The following is a 20,984-nucleotide window of genomic DNA, read 5'->3' as shown; positions in this document are numbered from 1 at the left end:
GACTCTAGCCGCTACGGCTGTCGCTGCCTGTTAGACCTAGGTATGATAGGGGGAAACGCCACGCCGCTGGCGCGTGCCATAGAATGGACTCGGTGGACCGCATACCCTGTGCGGCAGAACTGCTATCCACCTGGTGGATAAGAATAAATAAAGGCAGACCGAGTGTTCAGTATCGTTTCCCTGGCCCTGGTGGCCCTCGCCTACCTGTTGCTGCTGTTTGCAGTGGCATTCTGGGGCGACCGGGTCCGGCCGCACAAGCTCAAGCGCTTCAAGCCCTACCTGCTGGCGCTGGCCGGCACCTATACCAGTGCCTGGATGTTTTTTGGCACCCCGGCGCAGGCGGTGGAAGAAGGCTGGATCATCCCCCCCACATTTCTGGGTGCCTGTCTGGTGCTGCTGTTCGGCGCGCCCCTGTTGCAGCGCCTGGTGCGCCTGAGCAAGCAGCAGGGCTCCACTTCCATTGCCGATTTCATCAGCGCCCAGTTCGGTGGCTCGCCGGTACTGGCCGCATCCGTCGCACTGATCGCGATGGTCGCAGTACTGCCCTACCTCGCACTGCAGCTGCGCGCGGTGGCCGACAGCTTCCAGCTGCTCGCCGACAGCCCCGACACCCACGCGCCGATGCTGACCGCGGTGGTCAGCCTGACCCTGGGCCTGTTCGCGCTGCTATTCGGTACCCGCCATATCGACAGCGGCGAGCACCGCAACGGCATGCTTTTGGCTGTAGCCCTGGAGGCGCTGGTCAAGATCGGGGCCTTCGTTGCGGTCGCCTGGTTTGCGCTTTACAACGGCTTCAATGGTGCGGGCGAGCTGGCCCGGGAAGCGCTGTCCAGCGAACGGGTCGAGGCGCTGCGATCTGCGCGCCCCGCTGACACCGGGTTCCTTGCGGCCGTGGTGCTGGGTATGGCAGCCATGTTCTGCCTGCCACGGCAGTTCCATATCCTGATGATTGAAAGTGACAGCGACAAGGACATCAGCATCGTACGCAAGCTGATCCCGCTGTACCTGGGCATCCTGGCCGCGGCGATCCTGGCAGTTGGCTACGGCGGCCTGATCGAATTGCCCAGCAGCTATACCAACCCGGAGCGGTTCGTACTGGCCCTGCCGATCGAGGGCGGCAAGGACTGGCTGGCGATGCTGGCGTTTATCGGCGGCCTGTCAGCAGGCTCCAGCATGGTGATCATCGCCACCATCGCCCTGTCCACCATGATCTCCAACACCATGGTGGTGCCCTGGTGGTTGCGCCAGCTGCAGATCCAGCCCGGCCGGCAACCGCTCGGCCAGGACCTGCTCAAGGTCCGTCGCCTGATCATTGCCGCCATCATGATTGCGGCGTTCCTGGTCAATGAGTTGATCGGTCCCGACGTGCGGCTCGGCACCTTTGGCCTGCTGTCGCTGGCGCTGGTGGCGCAACTGGCACCCGCCATGCTGGCCGCCGGTTACTGGCCCAAGCGTCACAAGCGGCCCACGGCCTGCGGGATCATTGCCGGCCTCATCACCGGTGCCGCCATCTGGGGCTGCTACTCGCTGCCTGCCGCACTCGGCATGGAAGCATTGCTGCCCTTCCCCCTGGCCAGCTGGAATCACCTGACGATTACCGGCTTCTTCGGCCTCAGCGTGAATATCGGCGTGGCACTATTGGTTTCCGTAGCCGAGCGCCGCTGGCGCCCGGAGGCCGACGGCAATGCCAGCACTACCAGCGACCGCGCCAGCCTGCACCAGCTGCTGGCCCGCTTTATCGGTTCCGAGGCGGCCAGCCGTACCTTTGCCAAGATCCGCGAACAGGGGCAGTCATCGACCCAGCAGGCCGAAGCCTACCGGCACACGGCGGAAAAGGTTCTGGCCGGGATCGTCGGCTCCGCCAGTGCCCGCCGACTGCTGGCGCAACTGGGCGAGCCCGGCGCGGATCGCTTCGGCGTGGATGCTGCCTCCGAAATCTACCAGTTCGGCCGCGGCATGCTGCAGAGCAGCATCGACAATATCGACCAGGGCATCAGCGTGGTGGACGCCAACCTGAACCTGGTGGCCTGGAACCGCCGCTACATCGAGTTGTTCAACTACCCACAGGAAATGATTTACGTGGGCCAGCCCGTGGCTGAACTGGTGCGATTCAACGCGCTGCGCGGCGAATTCGGCGGTGAGAGCATCGAGGAGAGCGTCGACAAGCGGGTCGCTCACCTGCGCCGGGGCACCTGCTACAAGGTGCGCCGCCACCGCAAGGATGGCACGGTACTGGAAATCCGCGGCAACCCCCTGCCGGACGGCGGCTTTGTAACCACCTACACCGATGTGTCCGAATTCGTGCATACCCTGGATGAGCTCGAGGACATCAAGTCACGCCTGGAGGAGAAGGTTGCCGGGCGCACCGCGGAACTGGAAAGCCTCAATGAAGACCTGAAGGAGGCGATTGCCAGCAAGACCCGCTTCCTCGCCGCCGCCAGTCACGACCTGGTGCAACCACTCAACGCCAGCGGCCTGTTCCTGGACGCGCTGGGTGCACGCGACCTGGACGACGCCAGCCGCAAGCTGGTGGAGCGCACCAGCGGTGCGTTGCACGCGGCCGAACAGCTGATTACCGATATCCTGCAACTGGCGCGCATCGATGCTGGCGATATCCGCCCGGCGCCGATTGCGGTGGATCTGCAACAATTGCTGGGGGCACTCGCCACGGAAGTTGGCCTGCGTGCCGAGAAGAAGGGGCTGGAACTGCGGGTACGCTGTCCCAAGCTGTGGGTGCGCGCCGATGAAAACATGCTGCGCCGCGTGGTACAGAACCTGCTGGAAAATGCGGTCAAGTATACAGAAACAGGTGGTGTACTGCTGGCCGCACGGCGCCGCAAGGGCCGCATCAGTATTGAGGTATGGGACACCGGCGTGGGTATTGCCAGGGACCAGCAACAGGAAGTCTTCCGTGAGTTCAGCCGCTTCTCCAACAGCGCCGGCGGCTACGGTCTGGGTCTGGCCACTGTGGAGCGCCTCTGTCGCCTGATGCAGGCACCGCTGCAGCTACACTCGCGCCCCGGCCACGGCAGCGTATTCTCGCTCAGCCTGCAGCGCTCGGTAGCAGCCTTCCGCAACAATGTGAACCGCTCTGGTAGCGCCGGCGGCAAGGCGGCACTGGACCTCAAAGTCCTGAGTATCGACAACGAGCCATCAGTTCTCGAAGCGATGCAGACCCTGCTGGAAAGCTGGGGCTGCCGGGTATCGACCAGCACCGGGTATTCCACTGCGTTCGGGCACGCTACACCGGACATTTTGCTGGTCGATTACCACCTGGATAACGGCGATAACGGTATCGACCTGGCGTCCGCGCTGTTTGAGCACTGGGATGAGGTGTGCCCCTGCGTGGTGATCTCGGCGGAGAACACCGATGCGGTGCGCAAGCTGGCCCAGTCGCGCGGTTTCAGCTTCCTGCAGAAGCCGGTGCGGCCGGCGGCACTGCGGGCGCTGCTACGCTCCACACAGACGCGGGAAGCAGCTACAACTTAAGTCGTATAGGCAGGGTATGGGGAGTGCGTACCCTGACCCTGGGACCTGCGTTATTACCAGAGCACGCGGGCGCCCGGTAATCCCTTGCGAAACTGCCTGCCGGCTTCTCTCAAGGCTTGAATACGAAGCCTTTCGGCAAATGTTTCTCAAGGGATTCCCCGGCCCCCGCCAACGAGCAGCACAAGGCTCCAGGAGACAGAACAGCCCAATAATGTGGGAGGGAGCAAGGTGGGTGGGAGTCCGCTCCAAAACATTTGCCGAAAGGTTTCCTATCTGACGATAAAAAAGAAACCGTCAGGCAGTTTTGGAGCGGATTACCACCCACCTGAAGAACTAGCAGGATCAAATGAGGCGGACGGTGATCCATGCCAAAACTGCCTGACGGTTTCTCTTTAAGTCAAAGTTTAGAAACCTTTCGGCAAATGTTTTGGCATGGTTCCCCCTCCACCTCGTACAACTAGTAATAATAAACAGATAGGCAAGATGAAAAAGTATCTAATCGAAATCCTGATGTTTGTCTCCTACGCGCTGTTCGCAGCATCGTGGGTTTCAGGCGCCATCGTCACCCCAGAGATCCAGGCAGAATTTGGTGAGGCGGGCCTCGCGAACGCAACCTGGGGTAGCAATGCCATCACCATCGCCAAGATCATCGGCAACCTGGCTGCTGCAGCCATCCTGATGAAGCTCGGCACCCGCATTGCGTTTTCCATCGCACTGATCCTGATTGCCGCCGGTGGCGTTGGCGCCTTTGCAGGCAGCTACGATACCTGGGTGATCTCCCGCCTGTTACTGGGCCTCGGCGGCGCGCTGGTAATCGTTTACTTCAGCCCGCTGGTGCTGCACTACTTCTCCCCGGAGGAGCGCCCCACCATCAACGGTATCAACGCGGCCGCGTTCAATACCGGCAACCTGCTGGCACTGACCAGCACAGGCGTGTTGCTGACAGTGCTGGGTAGCTGGCAGAACCTGATGCTCACCTACGGCATCGCGACCGCCGCGCTGCTGGTACTCTGGTGGTTGGCTTCTGAAAATATTCCGCTGTCACGCAATGCCGACAACAAGGAAACCGAACACTACGGTTACAAGGACGGCCTCAAGGATCCGGTCAACTGGTGGCTGCCGCTGGCGTACTGCGGCGTGCTGTTTTGCTACATCGCCATCTTCGCGCTGTTCCCGCTGATTGACGGCTTCGCCGTGAAAAGCACGCACCTGTCTGCGGTGATGATCGCGGCGGGCATGTTCGGCACCGTAGCCGGCATCATCGCCACCAAGAAGCTCGCACGGCGCATCCCGGTACTGCGTTACTCCGGTCTGGCACTGACCCTGTTCGCCGCTGCCATGGTGCTGGTGCGCGAGCCGGTACTGGCCTATTCCGCAGCGGCACTGGCCGGCTTCTTCATGTTCCTGCCGATGACCGCACTGGTGACCCTGCCGCAGGAACTGCCCGGCATGACCCCCGCCCGCATCACCGTGATCTTTGCCATGTTCTGGTCCGTCTCCTACCTGATCGAGACCGGCCTCATGTATGGCGCGGGCCTGCTCGCGGACAGCACCGGCCAGCCGGCCATGGCCGCATACTTTGCGGTGATCTGCTCCGCCTCACTGTTTGTGTTTTCTTTCGCGCTGCCGGAAACCGGCAAGGTTGTGACCAAGAACGAAGATGGAGAAATGGAAAATGCCACAGCTTAATCCCGCCCTCGCCAGCTGGCTGCCAGCGGTCCACGAAGCCGCAGCGGCGGTGAAGGCCAGCGGCATCGAACCAACCCCGATCAGTGTGCGCGACGGCCTCGCCAACCTGACCAAGGCCTTCGTAGAAGCAGGCCCTGAACTTGCGCAGGTAAAAGAATTTTGTATTCCGACCCGGCATCGCCCGGTACCGGTACGCGCCTACATCCCGGACGCGGATTACACTGGCCCCGCCATCATTTTCTCCCATGGCGGCGGCCATATGGCCGGCAGCGTCACCGTTTACGACGGGATTGCACGCCGGATCGCCAAAGCCTGCAATATGACGGTGCTGTCCGTCGAGTACCGCCTGTCCCCGGAGCACCCACACCCGGCAGGACTTGAGGATCTCGTCGGTGTTGCCAAGCACTTCGCAGAAGCGCTGGACCTGCGCGGCATCGGCCACAACGGCAAGGCGATTCTGATGGGCGACTCCGGCGGCGGCGCCATCAGCGCCATGGCTGCGCAGATCCTGCAGCACCACGCCAACTCCCCGGTACTGGCACAGGTACTCGTTTACCCAAGCCTCGACTACACCCTCGGTGGCAAGTCGGTCCAGGAAAATGGCAAAGGCCTGCTGCTGGAAACCGACAAGGTGCACTGGTATTTCGATAACTACTTCCAGAAGGGCGAGGATCGCAAGGCGTCCTCCCCGCTGCACCGTGAAGTCAGCGGGTCGCTGGCGCCTGCGCTGGTGTTTACCGCGGAATACTGCGTGCTGCGCGATGAAGGTGTCGCTTATGTTGAAAAACTCAAAGAGGCCGGTGTCGCGGCGCAGCACTGCCACTTCGATGACATGATCCATGCCTTCCTGAACCTGGAATCCATGGTGCCGGAAGCTTGTGAACAGCTATACAGCCGCACTGCCGAGTATGTGCGCCAGTTCATCTGACACAGCTCTCCAGCAAAACATTACCGTGAACGGCGCCTGCGGGCGCCGTTCTGCATTCCGGGGACTGTAAAGCGGTAAAGGCTTTCAGGTAGGAGCTGACGATCAATCGATCGCGAGTGACTGCGCTTCCTTGATCAGTTCCTTGCGGTGGCGAAGGCCAGTCTTGCGCAGGATGGAAGTGACGTGGCTTTTGACGGTAGGCTCAGTGATTTCCAGCTCGTAGGCAATCTGCTTGTTGAGCATGCCGCTGGCCACCATCTGGAAGATCCGCAGCTGCTGCGGGGTGAGCTGCTCCATCAATTCCGGCAGGTTGCTCTCGGGCTCTTCCGCCAGCGCCTCTTCGCTGAACCACTCGTCGCCCGCCAGCACCGAATCGATGCACTGGCAGATTTCTGCAGGCTTGGCGGTCTTGGACAGGAAGCCGGATGCACCGAACTGGGCAGCCTGGCGTACAACTTTGGACTGGTCGCTACCGGAAATCACTACAACCGGCACGGCCGGGAACTGCTTGCGGATACTGGCAAGGCCATTGAATCCGTCCGCCCCGGGCATATTCAGGTCGAGCAACAGCAGATCCACATTGCCACGCTCGGCCAGAGTGGTGATGGAGGAACCCAGATCCTCGGACTCGAGGATATCTGCCTGGGCAAACTCGACGCCCAATGTGGTGGCCAGTGCGGCGCGGTACAGCGGGTGATCGTCGGCAATAAGAAACTTCAGGGTGGCGTCCGCGGAGGCCATGGCGTTACCGTTGAATTGCGCAATGATGTTCAAAGCTTACTGCGCAGTCCAGGCCCCGTCCACAGGCAGGGAAGCACCGCTGATGGTTTTTGCTGCCTCGCTGGTCAGGAAGCCGATCATGGCACCGATGGCCGCCGGGTTGGTCGCTACCGGCATCGGCTGTTTTGCACCGATCAGACGGGCCTTGGCGTCGTCAATGGCAATATTCTCGCGCTCGGCGAGTGCCTTGATCTGCGGTTCTATCAACGGGGTATCCACCCAACCCGGGCAGATGGCGTTTACGGTGATGCCGGCATCGGCATTTTCCAGCGCCGCCACCTTGGTAAGGCCCACCAGCCCGTGCTTGGCCGCACAATAGGCCGCCTTCTGCGCAGATGCCACCAGACCGTGTACGGAGGAAATATTGATAATGCGGCCCCAGTTGGCATCGCGCATCGCGGGGATGCATTCCGCCATCAGGTGAAAAGGCGCAGACAGGTTGACCGCCATCACCGCATCCCAGCGCTCGGCCGGAAACTCGTGCAGCGATGCCGTAAACTGGATGCCGGCGTTGTTGACCAGCACGCTGGGATTGCCCACCGACTCACGGGTATCGCTCACCAGCTGGCGCGCGCCCTCCGCGGTAGAGATATCGGCATTGCTGAACCCGCAGCGCACATCAAATTCTGCCGCCAGCGCCGAGGCCATCTTCTCACCCTCGGCCGGTTCCAGCAGGCCGTGCAGCATAATGGTGTGCCCCGCCTCAGCCATATGGCGCGCAACAGCCAGACCAATGCCACTGGTGGAACCGGTAATGAGGACAATCTCAGATTTATTTGCCACTGCTGAACTCCAGGCATTCTTATCATTTTTTTGGAGGTTAGCAGTGGCCCGTTGGGGGGTCTGTATGACCTAAGTATGAACCCGGCCCAGATAGCTGCCCGGGCGGTCAGCGTTTGAAAAGCGCGCCCAGCGCCCGGTTGACTGGCTTGAGCCCGGAGCCGAGCCGACGGAACGCGCGGTGGTAGATTGCATCGTACAACGCCGCGTTTTCCGGATTCGGCTCGAACCGGTCACGCACCCGGACCATGGCCCGGACGGCACTTGGATAGTCGGCATGCAGGCCTGCACCGACCGCGGCATTGATGGCCGCGCCCAGGCCGGATGCCTCGGTGGTATGCACCCGCTCTACCGGCAGGTTGAATACGTCCGCACAGATCTGCAGCACCCGCTCGGAAACCGCACCGCCACCGGACGCGCGCAACAGGGAGACCGGCTGCCCGCTGCGTCGGACTACCTGCTCGCAGCCATGTCGCAACGCAAACATAATGCCTTCAACCAGTGCACGATACATATGTGCACGGGTATGGGCCTCGGTGAAGCCCACAATCGCCCCGCGCGCGTCGCGACTGCGGATGCCGGGTTGCCAGTCCGGTAGCAGGAGCAGGCCATCCGCTCCGGCAGGCACCTGGTCCAGCAGGCGATCCAGCAGGGCTTCAGGGGCGAGCCCCTGTTCTTTTGCCTGCGCAATTTCCGCCGCACCGAATTCCTGCAGGAACCAGCTCACCATCCAGAACCCGCGCTGTACCATCACTTCCGTATTGAAATGCCCGGGTACCGCCGCGGGAAACGCGGGCACCCCCAACTGCGAGGATACGTAACGGGTATTGTTCTGGTTGAACGTAGCGGTGGTGCCAAAGCTGAGGTTTCCGATGCTGCTGTGCAGCCCTCCCGCGCCCAGTACCTCACAGGCCTTATCGGCTCCGGCAGCGATGAGCGGCAAACCAGCCGGAATACCGGTTTCCCCGCTGGCGCCCGCAGTGATACTGCCAAGGGTATCCCCGGCGGCTACCAACTCCGGCAACTGCTCGCGCCGGAGCGGTAACGCGGCCCATTTCCAGTCGCGCGAGCCTCCCCAGCGCTGGCGCCGGTAGTTAAACGGCAGGTACCCCACCTGGCAGGAAACTGCATCACGAAACGCGCCGGTTAACCGGTAGGTGTGGTACCCGGAGAGCAACAGGTACCTGTGTGTCTTGCGCCAGATGTCCGGCTCATGTTGCTGCACCCAGAGGCTGTCCGCGCGGCGCCGGAAAAACTGCAGCATGCCACTCTGACCGACCATGCCAATCAGGGTCCCCCAGAAACCCATGGACGGGAGTTTTTCCAGCTTGCGCTGGTCCATCCACACAATCGCCGGGCGCAGCGGCTTGCAGGCACTGTCGAGGTAGATCCCGGTTGCACGCTGGGCGGTTAGCGTAACGGCTTCGATCTGCTCGCGGGGGAAGTCGAGCTTTGGCCACAACAGCTGGCACGCCTTACAGAGTTTTTCCCAGAAATAGCCAGGTGCCTGCTCGGCCCACCCCGGTTCGCGGGAAAAGTAAGGCTCTATAGCGACCTGACTGCGTGCAACGAGGTTGCCATTGCAGTCAAAAACCATTGCGCGCACGCTCTGGGTGCCATTGTCGATGGCTAGCAAATATTTCTGTTGGGGCATATTCCCGGCCACTTGCTGCCTGGCGCAACACACGCCCCGGCTCGAAAGTGCAGTTTAAACGCTTTCCCGGTTAGCGCCGAGCGCGTCCTGCCCTCAACCCTGCATCTGCTCCAGCTCCAGGCCGCGGGTCTCACGTACATGCTTCATGACAAAAAATATCGACAACAATGCAAACAGTGCATAGATGCCATAGGCACCAGCTAGGCCGATACCGCCGAGTAACATCGGGAAAGTCAGGGTGATCAGGAAGTTGGCGCCCCACTGGAACAGGCCAGCCACAGCAAGTCCGGTACCGCGAATCCGGTTGGGGAACATCTCCCCCAGCATGACCCACATCACCGGCCCCCAGGTGGCATTGAAGGCAAATACATAGGCGTTGGCCGCAACCAAAGCAAGAGTACCCATGTTGTCACTGAGCGTCATGCCGCCTTGCGCGTCTACATTTGCAGTCGAGAACGCAAAAGCCATAATGGCCAGCATCGCGGTCATCGCCACTGAACCGGCCCACAAGAGTGGCTTGCGGCCAATGCGATCCACCAGCCCGATCGTCAACAGGCACGCCGCAATGCTGAGGCCACCGGATAGTACATTGATCAGCAACGCATCCGACTCTGAAAAACCGACCGACTGCCACAACACGGCGCCGTAATAAAACACCACATTGATACCGACCAGTTGCTGGAATACCGCAAGACCAATACCGACAAGAATGATCCTGCGTACCCTACCGTGGCTATTGAACATATCCGCCAGCTTCGGGTGACTGAACATATGCCCGACTGACGCCTTGATTTCAGCAAACTTCTGTTCAGCTTCGACGCCATACAAGCGTTCCAGTACCTGAGCTGCCTTGGCCTCCTTGCCAGCAAGCACGAGAAATCGGGGACTTTCCGGAATCATAAACAGAGTCACCAGGAATATGGTGGCCGGAATCATTTCCATCCAGAACATCCAGCGCCAGGCTTCGTAGCCCAGCCAAAGTTCAGAGACAGAAGAACCTGCCATGCCCGCAATGAAGTAGTTACTAATAAAGGCGACAAAAAGTCCGGAAATAATGGCGACCTGCTGGATGGTGGTAAGACGACCACGATACTCCGCCGGAGCGACCTCACTGATATATGCCGGTGACATGACACTTGCGGCACCGACCGCCAGGCCACCGAGAATCCGATAGTGCACAAACTCCAGTGACGACGTGGAGATGCCCGAGCCCCAGGCACTGATGACAAACAGGGCTGCCGCTATCATCAGGAGACTGCGACGGCCCCAGAGATCCGCCAGATGACCGGCAAAAAATGCCCCCGCTGCACAACCTAACAGCATGGATGCGACGTTGAAGCCGGTACCGATGGAGTCCGACTGGAATGCACTGCGCAGGCCATCGACCGTGCCATTGATGACACCACTGTCGAAACCGAACAGGAAGCCGCCAATTGTGGCCACGCAGCTGATCAGGATGATAAAGCCCATGGGGGATTGGGGTGCCGGGCGCACAGGCCCGCGTCCTTGCCGATGATCCCGTTAGTCTAGTTGCCCGTGCCCACCCGGGGGCGCGGGAAACCTGCACGCTAGGAGTCGCGACGCGCCTGGGCGCCAAGGTCCATCGCCACATACTCGATCCAGTGACGCACGGGCTTTTGTGTATGCGGCTGCAATTGCGAGATACAGCCGATATTGGCCGATGCAATACGCTCCGGGCCAGGCGCCTGAAGTTTATCGAGCTTGGCATCCCGCACTTCGCGCGATAACCCTGGCTGCAGGATGGAGTAGGTCCCGGCAGAGCCGCAGCACTGATGGGCGTCCGCGACCGGCACCAGGGCGAAACCGAGGCGCTGCAATAACTGTTCAGTTGCCGCACCCTGCCCCTGCGCGTGCTGCAGGCTGCACGGGCACTGGAAGGCGGTAGCGACGGCGCTGTCCACCTGCAGGGCTTCAACGTCTTTGCCGCCGAGATATTCGGCAATATCCTTGCAGGCGCCGGCAACCCGCTGCGCTTTCTGCGCGTATTCGGGATCGTCGGCAAGCAGATGACTATATTCTTTGACAAACGCACCACAGCCACTGGCCGTGCTGACCAGCGCTTCAGCACCTGCATCCAGCAGCGGCAGCCAGGTGTCGATATTGCGCCGTGCCAGCGCCCGCGCTTCCTCGCGCTGCTCCATATGGGCGCTCATGGCACCGCAACACTGCTCGCCCCTGGCACATACTGCATCGACACCGACTTTCGCCAGCACTGAACGTGCGGCGCGGTTGATCTGCGGCTCCAGTGCCGGCTGCACACAGCCTTCCAGCAATACTGCCCTTGCATGGACGGACTGTGGCCCGGCAACTGCAATGGTTTCTCTTGATGCCGGCACCAGCCGCGCCAGAAAGCCCGGTAATAGTGGCCGCAGGAAGCGACCGAAGCCCAGTGCCGCGGCAAACAGGCGCGGACTCAGCAAAAAGCGCCGCAGGATATTGCGCTTGATGCGCTCCGGTGCCGGGCGCCCGACCTCCGCGGCAACCTGCTCCCGGCCCAGATCCAGTAAATTGTGGTAATGCACGCCGGAAGGACAGGTCGTTTCACAGGCGCGACAGGAGAGGCAGCGATCAAGGTGCTGCAGGGTAAGCTCGCTCGGCTGCTCCCCTTCCAGCGCCGCTTTCATCAGGTAGATACGGCCGCGGGGGCTATCCAGCTCATTGCCAGTCGCCCGATAGGTTGGGCAGGTGGCCAGGCAGAAGCCACAGTGCACGCAGGATTCGATTGCGCGTTTGGCCGCGGATGCACGCTCGTCGCCCTTCGGGTCAAAGTTGGTATACATGGCTCAAGCCTCCCCGCCTTCCGCAAACAGGTTGCCCGGACCGGCGACAAAAACACCGTGGGGATCGAGGGCCGTCTTTATCTTGCGATGCAGTGTCTGTGTACCGGCATCCGGGCGCGAGCAAAGCCCTGCCAGCTCGCTCCGGAAAAGACGCGCATGGCCACCGGCGGCGGCGGCCGCGGCAAAGATCTCGGAGGCGGGCCTGTCACTGCGGAGCCACTGCAGGGCCCCGTGCCACTCGGCGACGAGCGGCTCCTCACCATGCGCCAGCAGCGGGGCTCCCTGCGGCAGTACAATACGCCACAGGTTACCCGGACCATTATGGAATGCCGTGCGCTGATCACGCAGGTCGCGCCAGTATTGCGCGGGCTGCTCGCCTGCCCCCTGAAGCGGCTGTGGCAGCTGTGCCCGTTCGCAGCCAAGGCGCAATATCCAGTTTCCGTCTTCGTAGGCACTCGCCAGCAACGGATAATTCTCCAGTTGCAGGCTGCGGATCAGTTCCTGGCCCTGCTCCCAGCCCATTCCGGTGTGCAGGCTTGTCTCTGCCCGGGTGCGGGGCTGCAGCTTGAGTGTCAGCTGCAGCAGCAGGCCGAGGTCACCAAAGGCGCCCACCGGCAAGCGGGCCAGGTCATAGCCCGCAACATTTTTCATCACATCGCCGCCGAAGCGCAGTGGCTCGCCGCGACCGTTGACCAGAACCGCACCCAGCAGCTGGTCCTTGATATCACCACCGGACACGCGCCCCGGGCCAGCCATGCCGGCGCTTACCGCACCGCCCACCGTGGACTCCGGCTGCAGTGCAGGCAGGCCACAGGCAATCTGCAGACCCGCCTGTTCCAGCACCGACTCAATTTCAATCAGGGAAGTCGCGGCCCGCACCGTAAGCGTGCGCTCACTTTCACGCAGCGCGATGATGCCGCTGTTGGCACGGGTATCCATCCGCGTCGCCTGCGGCGCCGCACCCAAAAATGCGCGCGTGCCACCGCCGCCAACGGTCAGGCGCTGGCCGCCCTGATGCGCTTCCTGTACCTGCGCAACCAGTTGTTGCTCAACCGCAGACAGCTCGATCATGCCGCCCCCTCAGAATGCTTCTTGAGTGCGCGATACTCCTGGCAACGGCGCAGGCTGGGCACACCCTTACCCGGGTTGAGGATACCGTTCGGGTCCAGTGCGGCCTTGACCGCCAGGAACTGCGCGATTTCCGCATCGGTGAACTGGGTCGCCATCTGGTCGATTTTTTCTACGCCAACACCGTGTTCGCCTGTAATGGAGCCCCCGGCGGCAATACAGCGCTCCAGGATACGACCAGCCAACGCTTCGACGCGATCAATCTCCCCCGCCTTGCCTGCGTCGAACAAAATAATCGGGTGCAGGTTACCGTCGCCGGCATGGAAAACATTGGCCACCAGAATGCCGGCGTCTTTCGAGAGTTTTTCGATATCAGCCAGTACCGCGCCAATTTCGCCACGCGGGATACTGCCATCGATACAGTAATAATCCGGGGTGATACGACCGAGCGCCGGGAACGCGCTCTTGCGCCCTAGCCACAGCCGCGCGCGCTCACTCGCATCGGTGGCGACCGATACCGAAGTTGCGCCACAATCCCTGAAAATACCGGTCAGCTGCTCCGCGTCTGCGGTGGCCACTGCCGGCGCACCGTCGACGTCTGCCAGCAGGACTGCAGCAGCGGTCGGCGGGTAACCGCAATTACAATATTCCGAAACCGCCGCGACCGTGGTCGCATCCAGCATTTCCAGTGCGGCCGGCACCATGCCTGCGGCGATGATACCCTTCACCGCCGCACTGGCATCAGCGACACTGTCAAAACCGGCGAGCAGGGTGCGGGTTTCTACCGGCAGCGGCAGCAGGCGCAGGGTGATCTCTGTCACTGCCGCGAGCATTCCCTCTGAACCAATCAACATGGAACGGTATTCCGGGCCTGCATTTTCCAGTGCCTCGGTACCGAGCGTGAGTACCTCACCTTCCACAGTCAGGGCACGTATGGAAGCAACATTGTTATGGGTCAGGCCGTACTTGAGGCAGTGAATACCACCGGCATTTTCGGCAATATTGCCACCGATGCTGCAGGCGATCTGCGAGGAAGGGTCCGGGGCATAGAACAGCCTGTGCGATGCGGCGGCTTCACTCACGGCTGCGTTGCGCACACCCGGCTGCACCCGCGCCAGCATTCGCACCGGGTCGATTTCCAGGATGCGGTCAAAGCGACTCATCACCAACAGCAGGCCGGCGGAATGTGGCAGTGCGCCGCCGGAAAGCCCGGTACCCGCGCCGCGGGTCACCACCGGCACCTGCAGGCGGTCACACAACTTTAGGATCCGCTGTACCTGCCCCTCAGTGCGCGGCAGGGCTGCGACCTTCGGCATCCGGCGATACGCAGTGAGGGCATCACACTCGAACACACGCAGTCGTTCCGGCTCGATCACCAGCTCTTCATCAGCCAGTATCGCTTGCAATCCGGACAGTAATTCCCGGTAAGTGGATTCCGCAATCGGCGCCGTCTGCTCAATCATCGCTGCTCGCTTTCTACCTGTTTTCCAGAGCCTGGCTGGCCGCGCTCCCTACTCACACTTTCCAGAAAATGCGGCGGCGGAACATCCAGTCCATCAAAAGGTAGCCGATCACGAGGAAAGAGAGGGCGAACAGCAGCGAGCCAAAATACTGGCCGAATGCCGGTGCGTAGACGGACTCGAAGAACCATCCCTTGGCACTGGTTTCGCCAACCCGCGCCATCATCAGTATGCGCGCCATGACCCCGGAAAACATATAAATGGCGATCGCGTTTACGCCGCATACCACGAACAACGCACTCCAGCGACGATAGCCGCGCAGGTCGATCAGCCAGACGCAGGCGGCCAGGGCCATGGCGGCCAGACCCGCAGTCAGCAATACGAAGCTCGGGGTCCAGAGTGCCTTGTTGATCGGGATCCAGTGGGCCGACAGCTGGCCCACAATCGCAAGCACCGCACCGCCAATGGCGAGGTTGCGCATACCGGCAGTGGTTGTATTCTGCAGGAAGCTCCCGGCGATGGCGCCTAGCAGGCAGCTCGCTAGGGCAGGCAGGGTGGAGAACAGGCCTTCCGGGTCAAAGGTGAAGGGCTCGGTGGAGCGGTAGTAATTGTGGTCCGCGCCGAGCACCACATGGTCCATCCAGGCGGCAAAACTGTTGCCCTTCTCCAGCAGCCCGACATAGGTATTGCCCGCATCATCGGTGTAGGGCACCAGCATCATACAGGCCCAGTAAACCGCCATCAGGCCCACTGCAGTCACCGCCAGCTGTGTGCGCCGCAGGTGCAGCACCAGCAACGCACCGAGGAAAAACACCAGCCCGATACGCTGCAGCACGCCCATGATCCGGACCCTGCCCAGCTTGTCTTCAAACCAGTTGAAATTGGGATCGGCAAAATTGTAATAGAACAGCACCAGGAACAGTCCCAGGCCATACAGCTTGAGCGCGCGAACGCCAATTTTGCGGTAAATTCCCTCCGGCAGCGCGCGCCCCTGCAGGCCACCGAGGGAGAGGTTCAATGAGACACCAACGATAAACAGGAAAAACGGGAAAATCAGGTCCGTTACCGTCCAGCCATGCCATTCCGCATGCAGCAGTGGCGGATAGACATAACTCCAGCTGCCGGGATTGTTCACAAGGATCATGCCCATCACCGCCATGCCGCGGAACGCATCGACAGACTGCAGGCGACCGGCCGGCAGCGAACGGGTGATGGAATCAAGGTAACGGGTAATTGTCTGGAGCACTGGGGCCACCGTCCGGTTAGCAGTTGTTATTGTTGGTAAAGACGGTACTTATCCCGCATTTTTGCATAGTTTTCCAGTCCTTCGCGCCAGCTCTCGCGAATCTCGGCTTCGCTCTTACCAGCGAGTATCTGCTCGCGAAGCTGGTCGGTTCCAGCAAGCTTGTCAAAAAAGCCCGGGCGCTCAAACAGCTCAACCTGGTGTACCGCCATCTTGTCACGCCAATCCAGGATGTAGCTCAGGGAGAACTTCGGTGCGGGTATGCCGCGCAGGTCGACCCCGAAGCTCTGCTCACCATTGAGTTTCGGGTTCATGGCTGCACCCGGCTTCGGCTCCGGGGTAAAGCTGAAGGCGCCATTGGCCTCACCCGGGTAACCGATCACCTGGAACGGGAAATCGGTGCCGCGGCCGATACTGATCGGGGTGGCTTCAAACAGGGCAAGGGACGGATACAAGCGCACGGACTGGTAGTTGGGCAGGTTCGGCGACGGCAATACCGGCAGCTCGTAGCGATCGCCGGCGCGATAGTTGGCCACCTTCACCACACTCAGTTCACACGTCTTGCCCTCTCCCAGCCAGCCTTCGCCATTGATCATCCGGGCCAGCTCCGCCACCGTCAGGCCGTGCACCAGCGGAATTTTGTGCATACCAACGAAGGAGCGGAACTCCGGATCCAGAATGGGACCATCGAAATAGTCGCCGTTCGGGTTCGGCCGGTCCAGCACCATCAGCGGCGTATCAGTCTCTGCGCACGCCTCCATCACATAGTGCAGGGTGCTGATGTAGGTGTAGAAACGCACCCCGACATCCTGCATATCGAATACGAGCTGGTCGATGCGCGCCATCTGTTCCGGCGACGGTTTCTTGCGCTTGCCGTACAGCGAGGCTATCTCGATATCGCGGATTTTCTCATCGTCCACCCGGGCACCGGCATCGTGGTTACCGTGGTAGCCGTGCTCCGGTGCAAATACGATGCGCACGTCCTGGCCCTGTGCTACCAGGAAATCCACCAGATGCCGGTCCTTTACCACCGATGTCTGGTTGACTACCAGCCCCAGGCGCTTACCTGCCAGCTGTGGCAGGTACTGGTCAGGCTGTTCCGCGCCGGTGGCCACGGCCTTGTCCGCAACCTGCGGTTCGGCGCAGGCGCTCGCCAGTACGGCGATAGCGACAGAAGCAATTATTTTTTTCATTTTTTATCTCTCGAAACAAATTTTTCACCGGTATCCGCAACCACAGAAACCCGCGCGCCGTTTTCCCGGCTGATACCGTGCATTTCCAGGCCGCTCTCCTCGATCGCTCCGCAGATGAAATGCAGGATTTCCTCGCTGATACGCTGGCCGGGCACAAGTACAGGGATACCCGGCGGATAGGGCACCACCTCATCCGCAGCGATGCGCCCGATCAGCCCGGTATTCGGGGTGCCATCATCGAGCGTCAATGGTGCGCGTTCCCGCACACCGAAGTAGGCTTCGCGTGGCGTCATTACCTGCTCACTCAATTGTGGCAGGCGCGCACAGCCGGTGGCCGCCGGCTTGCCGTTATAAAGCGAGTTCGCGAGGGATTCGACTGCGGTACAGAAAGCGTCCGCACGCTCCTCATCAATAGCGATGGTGGCCAGTGCCGTCACCGCATTGCCGGTGCTCTTTTCCACCTGGATATTGTGCGACTCGAACAGCCGTCGCTCAAACTCGGTGCCACTAACAGGCAGCGCGGAAAGGTCGATGGTGATCTTGGTTGGGTCAAGGCGTATGCCATCGTCGCGGATCTCCGCCGGCAGCAGTTCATCCAGCCCCAGTGCGCGCACCGGGCCGTTGCCATCCAGGCGCGCACGGATGCCGTTGGCAAGGGAAATGGCGCGGTCCAGTAACCCGTAACCTTCCATTTCCATCTGCATGCGTGCGACATCCAGGCTGGCAATGATGCCGTACTGCGGACTGGTGGAGGCGTACATATTGATGTCGTTGCGAAAACGGGCCCGGTCGAGGTTGTCGCTGCCGATATGCACCATACTCGCCTGTGAATAAGCGGACAGAGTCTTGTGGGTACTCTGCGTCACAAAGTCGGCACCGGCATCCAGGGCTGTCGGGCGTAGCTCGGGATGGAAGCGGCCATGGGCATACCAGGCTTCGTCGATCAGCACCCGGATACCGCGGGCATGCGCGGCGGCCACTATCTGCGGCAGGTCGTAACGCAGCCCGTCATAAGTGCATGAGGTGAGCACCAACAGGCGCGCGTCCGGGTTCTGTGCAATCGCGGCGAGCAATACCTTACGCGGTACTGGCCCGTAAATTCCGTATTTTTCATTGACCGCAGGCTGCAGGTACACCGGTGTTGCACCGCACAGGATCGCCGCATGGTGAACAGACTTGTGGCAGTTGCGATCCACCAGCATCTTGCCGCCACCGGTCATCACGTGCTGGATCACCACCTTGTTGGCGGTGGAGGTGCCGTTGGTGACAAAGTAGGTCTCTCGGCTGCCGAACGCCCGCGCTGCCAGGGCCTGCGCCCGCTGGATAACGGCGGTAGGCTCCAGCAGGGAATCCAGGCAACGCACCGACACCGACAGGTCGCTTTCAAAACTGTGCGCCCCCATGGCTTCGTAGAAATCGCGCCCCCAGCGGCTGTTCCTGAGACTGTTTCCGCCAGCGTGGCCCGGCGTATGCCAGGATTTTGGCACCTGTGCGACATATTGGCGCAACGCATCGGCAAAGGGGGTTTCTGCGCGCTCATCGAGGGCGGACTTGAGCCGCGTATAGGCCTGCGGAATGGTCTGCAGGTCACTGTCGAGCCAGCCATTCAGTAACTGCTGGCGCGGCGCATCCGGGGCAGCGGGCCCCATGAGGAAGATATCCAGGTCCGCGCTGCGTACCTGTGCCGAGCGCAGCGCATCCATGACCAGTTCAAAGGAACAATCGCGCGTATCGATCACCAGCGACTTGAGCGCCGGCAACGCGAGCACGTGAGAAAGCGCATCGATCGGGTGCGCCAGGAAATCCAGTGCAGATTCGCCCGCCTCTTTCGCGCAACGGTCCAGACCATCACGCCAGCGCAGTATCCGTTCCGGTGACGGACCGACAATGGCTACTGCGCAGGGCGCCATTTTCAGGCTCCGTCGCCCTGTCCGGCTCCGGAAACCGCGACTGCCGAGGGCTCCCGAAGGCCCACCGGGGAACGTCCCTGCAGCTGGCCATCGAGCAGCAAAGAACGCAGCAAGGCTCGGTAGACCGGCCCGGTCAGGGCGCCATCTTTACCTTCAAATGCCTTGTAATCGTAGGTATCGATCATCGCGTCTACCACACCAGTGAATGCGCCGTTTTCCAGCGGGGTGCGCATGTTCACCAGGATGTTCTTGTTCCCAGCGGCGCGCGAGGCGGCGAGCAGGCTTTCGAGGCGCTCCAGATAGCCCTCCGCGTTGACCATGCGCGCGGCAGTGGGTTCGGGCCCGCCAATCTCGCGCCAGCCATCAAACGGATACAGGGTGACCGCAATTACGGTGCTGGCTTCCAGTAGCGCCCCGTCGAGCTGCGCAGGGTCGTGCTCATCCGGCGAAGAGACAGTGATACGCACACCTGAAATTTCGCCAGCCTGCTGCAAACGCTCAATTTCTGCTTCGAATACTCCGGCCATGCTGGTTTCCGGCAACAGCAGGTGGATATGGCGTGCATCTTCCGGGCTCAGAGGCAACTGTTCTACCGCCATTACCTGTGTCAGGGATTCACGTGCGAGCGCAAACTCGGCAGCGCGATGATCGCGGTTGCCAAGCTTTTCCTTTGCAGCGGCGAGTTTGGTCTCAACATCCATCACATTCCAGTGCTGGTCGACAAAGCTTTGCTTGAGGCGCTTGACCCGCTGCACCGAAGCCCAGAACTCCTCTTCATTCAATTCACCGCGGTTGAGGGCAATCTCCACGCGATCAATCAGCTTCGACCACTTCTGCAGGTCGGCACGGCTACGGATCTTGATCGGCATAAGCGCGATGTCGGCACCCGCATCAAAGGATTTGATCACCGCATCCTCGACATCGAAGTAACCGGAAATACCGACCATATCCAGCGCATCACTGACCACAACACCATCGTAACCGAGCTCTTCGCGCAGCAGGTCGGTGAGAATGGTACGGGACAGGGTCGCGGGCGCGAGCATTTTCTCGCCATCGCGCCCCTTGAGCATATCGTTACCCAGCGCGGGATACTGGATATGTGCAGTCATCACCAGCGCCGGGGGCGCCTCGGCAAATACCTGCCGGAAAGGTGCCAGATCCAGCGCATCAGCCTCTTCACGGCTGCGTTCCACCAGCGGCAGGCCGGTATGGCTGTCAACGCTGGTATCGCCGTGGCCGGGGAAGTGCTTCACCGCTGTAGCAATGCCTGCAGCGTGGTATGCGCGTACGGCAGCGACACCAAGATCACCAACCACCCGCGGATCCTCACCGAAGGAGCGGGTATTGATCACTGGGTTGTCGAGATTGCTGTTCACGTCCATGGTCGGCGCGAAATTCACATTGAAGCCGAGTGTCTTCAACTCCGCGCCGATGATCGCCGCGCTCTTGCTGGCCCAGCGGGTACCACTGTTTTCGTAGGTCGCGCCGATCGCCATATTGCCGGTAAAGGAAGTGGCCAGCGCGCGGGGCAACCGCACAACACGCCCGCCTTCCTGGTCAATGCTCAGCAACAACGGCACCTGTCCGGGAGAGCGACGCGCAGCCGCCTGCAGGTCATGATTGAGGCGCACAATCTGCTCGATATCCACCAGGTTGTCGGCAAACAGCACGACGCCGCCGGCGCCATACTCGGCGATCAGGTCCGCCAGCTCCGGCTGCAATTCGGTGACCGGCTCCTCACACTTTTCCCCTGCCGGCAGTTCCGGGCAGTAATAGCGGAAGTCGACAATAAATTTCTGGGCGATCGCCTGTCTCAGGACCGGGTCGCCAGTTTTTTCCCCGATACCGCAGCCCGAAAGGTACAGGGCAAGGGCGGCGCAAACCAGTCGTTTTGCAAAAACCATTTCCACTCCATCGTCAGCCGCGAAATCCGGCCATGGCACATCTGGCAGGCATTATTACCCATAGTTTTGCCGGCTGCGTAGCGCA

At 61.2% G+C, this 20,984-nt stretch carries 14 protein-coding genes; 3 read left to right on the top strand and 11 right to left on the bottom strand.

What is annotated here, in order from left to right; all coding sequences use genetic code 11:
* Window positions 1-162: 162 nt before the first annotated feature.
* From QSJ80_RS11205 to QSJ80_RS11195, 3 genes are all read left to right on the top strand, one after another.
* Window positions 163-3,489, top strand: a complete 3,327-nt coding sequence (locus tag QSJ80_RS11205; RefSeq protein WP_285764541.1) for a hybrid sensor histidine kinase/response regulator — start codon at window positions 163-165, stop codon at window positions 3,487-3,489.
* 483 nt (window positions 3,490-3,972) lie between these two features.
* Entirely contained in the window at window positions 3,973-5,178 is a 1,206-nt protein-coding gene (locus tag QSJ80_RS11200; RefSeq protein ID WP_285764540.1) for an MFS transporter, read from the top strand.
* Entirely contained in the window at window positions 5,165-6,106 is a 942-nt protein-coding gene (locus tag QSJ80_RS11195) for an alpha/beta hydrolase (RefSeq protein ID WP_285764539.1), read from the top strand. Before QSJ80_RS11200 ends, QSJ80_RS11195 begins: the two co-directional genes overlap by 14 nt.
* A 102-nt stretch (window positions 6,107-6,208) precedes the next feature.
* Here QSJ80_RS11195 and QSJ80_RS11190 read toward each other — a convergent pair whose 3' ends face one another.
* The 11 genes from QSJ80_RS11190 to QSJ80_RS11140 form a co-directional block, all read right to left on the bottom strand.
* Entirely contained in the window at window positions 6,209-6,880 is a 672-nt protein-coding gene (locus QSJ80_RS11190) for a response regulator (RefSeq protein WP_285764538.1), read from the bottom strand.
* A 3-nt stretch (window positions 6,881-6,883) separates the two neighbouring features.
* Window positions 6,884-7,669: a 3-hydroxybutyrate dehydrogenase gene (locus QSJ80_RS11185; protein ID WP_285764537.1), complete on the bottom strand. Its 786-nt coding sequence runs from the start codon at window positions 7,667-7,669 to the stop codon at window positions 6,884-6,886.
* Between the two features lie 106 nt (window positions 7,670-7,775).
* A complete protein-coding gene (locus QSJ80_RS11180) occupies window positions 7,776-9,320 on the bottom strand; it encodes an FGGY-family carbohydrate kinase (protein ID WP_285764536.1) in 1,545 nt (514 codons plus the stop codon).
* Window positions 9,321-9,413: 93 nt separating this feature from the next.
* Window positions 9,414-10,814 carry a sugar porter family MFS transporter gene (locus QSJ80_RS11175; protein ID WP_434219179.1) on the bottom strand — a complete coding sequence of 467 codons (1,401 nt, stop codon included), beginning with the start codon at window positions 10,812-10,814 and terminating at the stop codon, window positions 9,414-9,416.
* A 74-nt stretch (window positions 10,815-10,888) separates the two neighbouring features.
* Entirely contained in the window at window positions 10,889-12,121 is a 1,233-nt protein-coding gene (glcF, locus tag QSJ80_RS11170) for a glycolate oxidase subunit GlcF (protein WP_285764535.1), read from the bottom strand.
* A 3-nt stretch (window positions 12,122-12,124) separates the two neighbouring features.
* Entirely contained in the window at window positions 12,125-13,192 is a 1,068-nt protein-coding gene (glcE, locus tag QSJ80_RS11165; RefSeq protein ID WP_285764534.1) for a glycolate oxidase subunit GlcE, read from the bottom strand.
* Window positions 13,189-14,652, bottom strand: coding sequence for an FAD-linked oxidase C-terminal domain-containing protein (locus QSJ80_RS11160; RefSeq protein WP_285764533.1), 1,464 nt, complete (start codon window positions 14,650-14,652; stop codon window positions 13,189-13,191). The genes glcE and QSJ80_RS11160 overlap by 4 nt, the downstream gene beginning before the upstream one ends.
* Before the next feature lie 52 nt (window positions 14,653-14,704).
* Window positions 14,705-15,895, bottom strand: a complete 1,191-nt coding sequence (locus QSJ80_RS11155) for an acyltransferase family protein (RefSeq protein ID WP_285764532.1) — start codon at window positions 15,893-15,895, stop codon at window positions 14,705-14,707.
* 26 nt (window positions 15,896-15,921) lie between these two features.
* Window positions 15,922-17,085 (bottom strand): exo-beta-N-acetylmuramidase NamZ family protein, encoded by a 1,164-nt coding sequence (locus tag QSJ80_RS11150; protein WP_285764531.1) that lies wholly within the window; start codon window positions 17,083-17,085, stop codon window positions 15,922-15,924.
* Entirely contained in the window at window positions 17,082-18,995 is a 1,914-nt protein-coding gene (locus QSJ80_RS11145; RefSeq protein WP_285764530.1) for an aminotransferase class I/II-fold pyridoxal phosphate-dependent enzyme, read from the bottom strand. Before QSJ80_RS11145 ends, QSJ80_RS11150 begins: the two co-directional genes overlap by 4 nt.
* Before the next feature lie 2 nt (window positions 18,996-18,997).
* A complete protein-coding gene (locus tag QSJ80_RS11140; RefSeq protein ID WP_285764529.1) occupies window positions 18,998-20,899 on the bottom strand; it encodes a glycoside hydrolase family 3 protein in 1,902 nt (633 codons plus the stop codon).
* Between the last annotated feature and the right edge of the window lie 85 nt (window positions 20,900-20,984).

Origin of the sequence: Biformimicrobium ophioploci (assembly GCF_030270605.1) — a bacterium.
In the GTDB taxonomy this organism is placed as follows: Bacteria; Pseudomonadota; Gammaproteobacteria; order Pseudomonadales; family Cellvibrionaceae; genus Biformimicrobium; species Biformimicrobium ophioploci.
This window is presented reverse-complemented; position numbering and strand designations above follow the sequence as displayed.

Bases quoted from the DNA above. Each gene is read 5' to 3' on its own strand.
- QSJ80_RS11200 (WP_285764540.1), top strand. From the start codon at position 3,973: ATGAAAAAGTATCTAATCGAAATCCTGATGTTTGTCTCCTACGCGCTG.
- QSJ80_RS11195 (WP_285764539.1), top strand. From the start codon at position 5,165: ATGCCACAGCTTAATCCCGCCCTCGCCAGCTGGCTGCCAGCGGTCCAC.
- QSJ80_RS11180 (WP_285764536.1), bottom strand. From the start codon at position 9,320: ATGCCCCAACAGAAATATTTGCTAGCCATCGACAATGGCACCCAGAGC.
- glcF (WP_285764535.1), bottom strand. From the start codon at position 12,121: ATGTATACCAACTTTGACCCGAAGGGCGACGAGCGTGCATCCGCGGCC.
- glcE (WP_285764534.1), bottom strand. From the start codon at position 13,192: ATGATCGAGCTGTCTGCGGTTGAGCAACAACTGGTTGCGCAGGTACAG.
- QSJ80_RS11160 (WP_285764533.1), bottom strand. From the start codon at position 14,652: ATGATTGAGCAGACGGCGCCGATTGCGGAATCCACTTACCGGGAATTA.
- QSJ80_RS11150 (WP_285764531.1), bottom strand. From the start codon at position 17,085: ATGAAAAAAATAATTGCTTCTGTCGCTATCGCCGTACTGGCGAGCGCC.
- QSJ80_RS11145 (WP_285764530.1), bottom strand. From the start codon at position 18,995: ATGGCGCCCTGCGCAGTAGCCATTGTCGGTCCGTCACCGGAACGGATA.
- QSJ80_RS11140 (WP_285764529.1), bottom strand. From the start codon at position 20,899: ATGGTTTTTGCAAAACGACTGGTTTGCGCCGCCCTTGCCCTGTACCTT.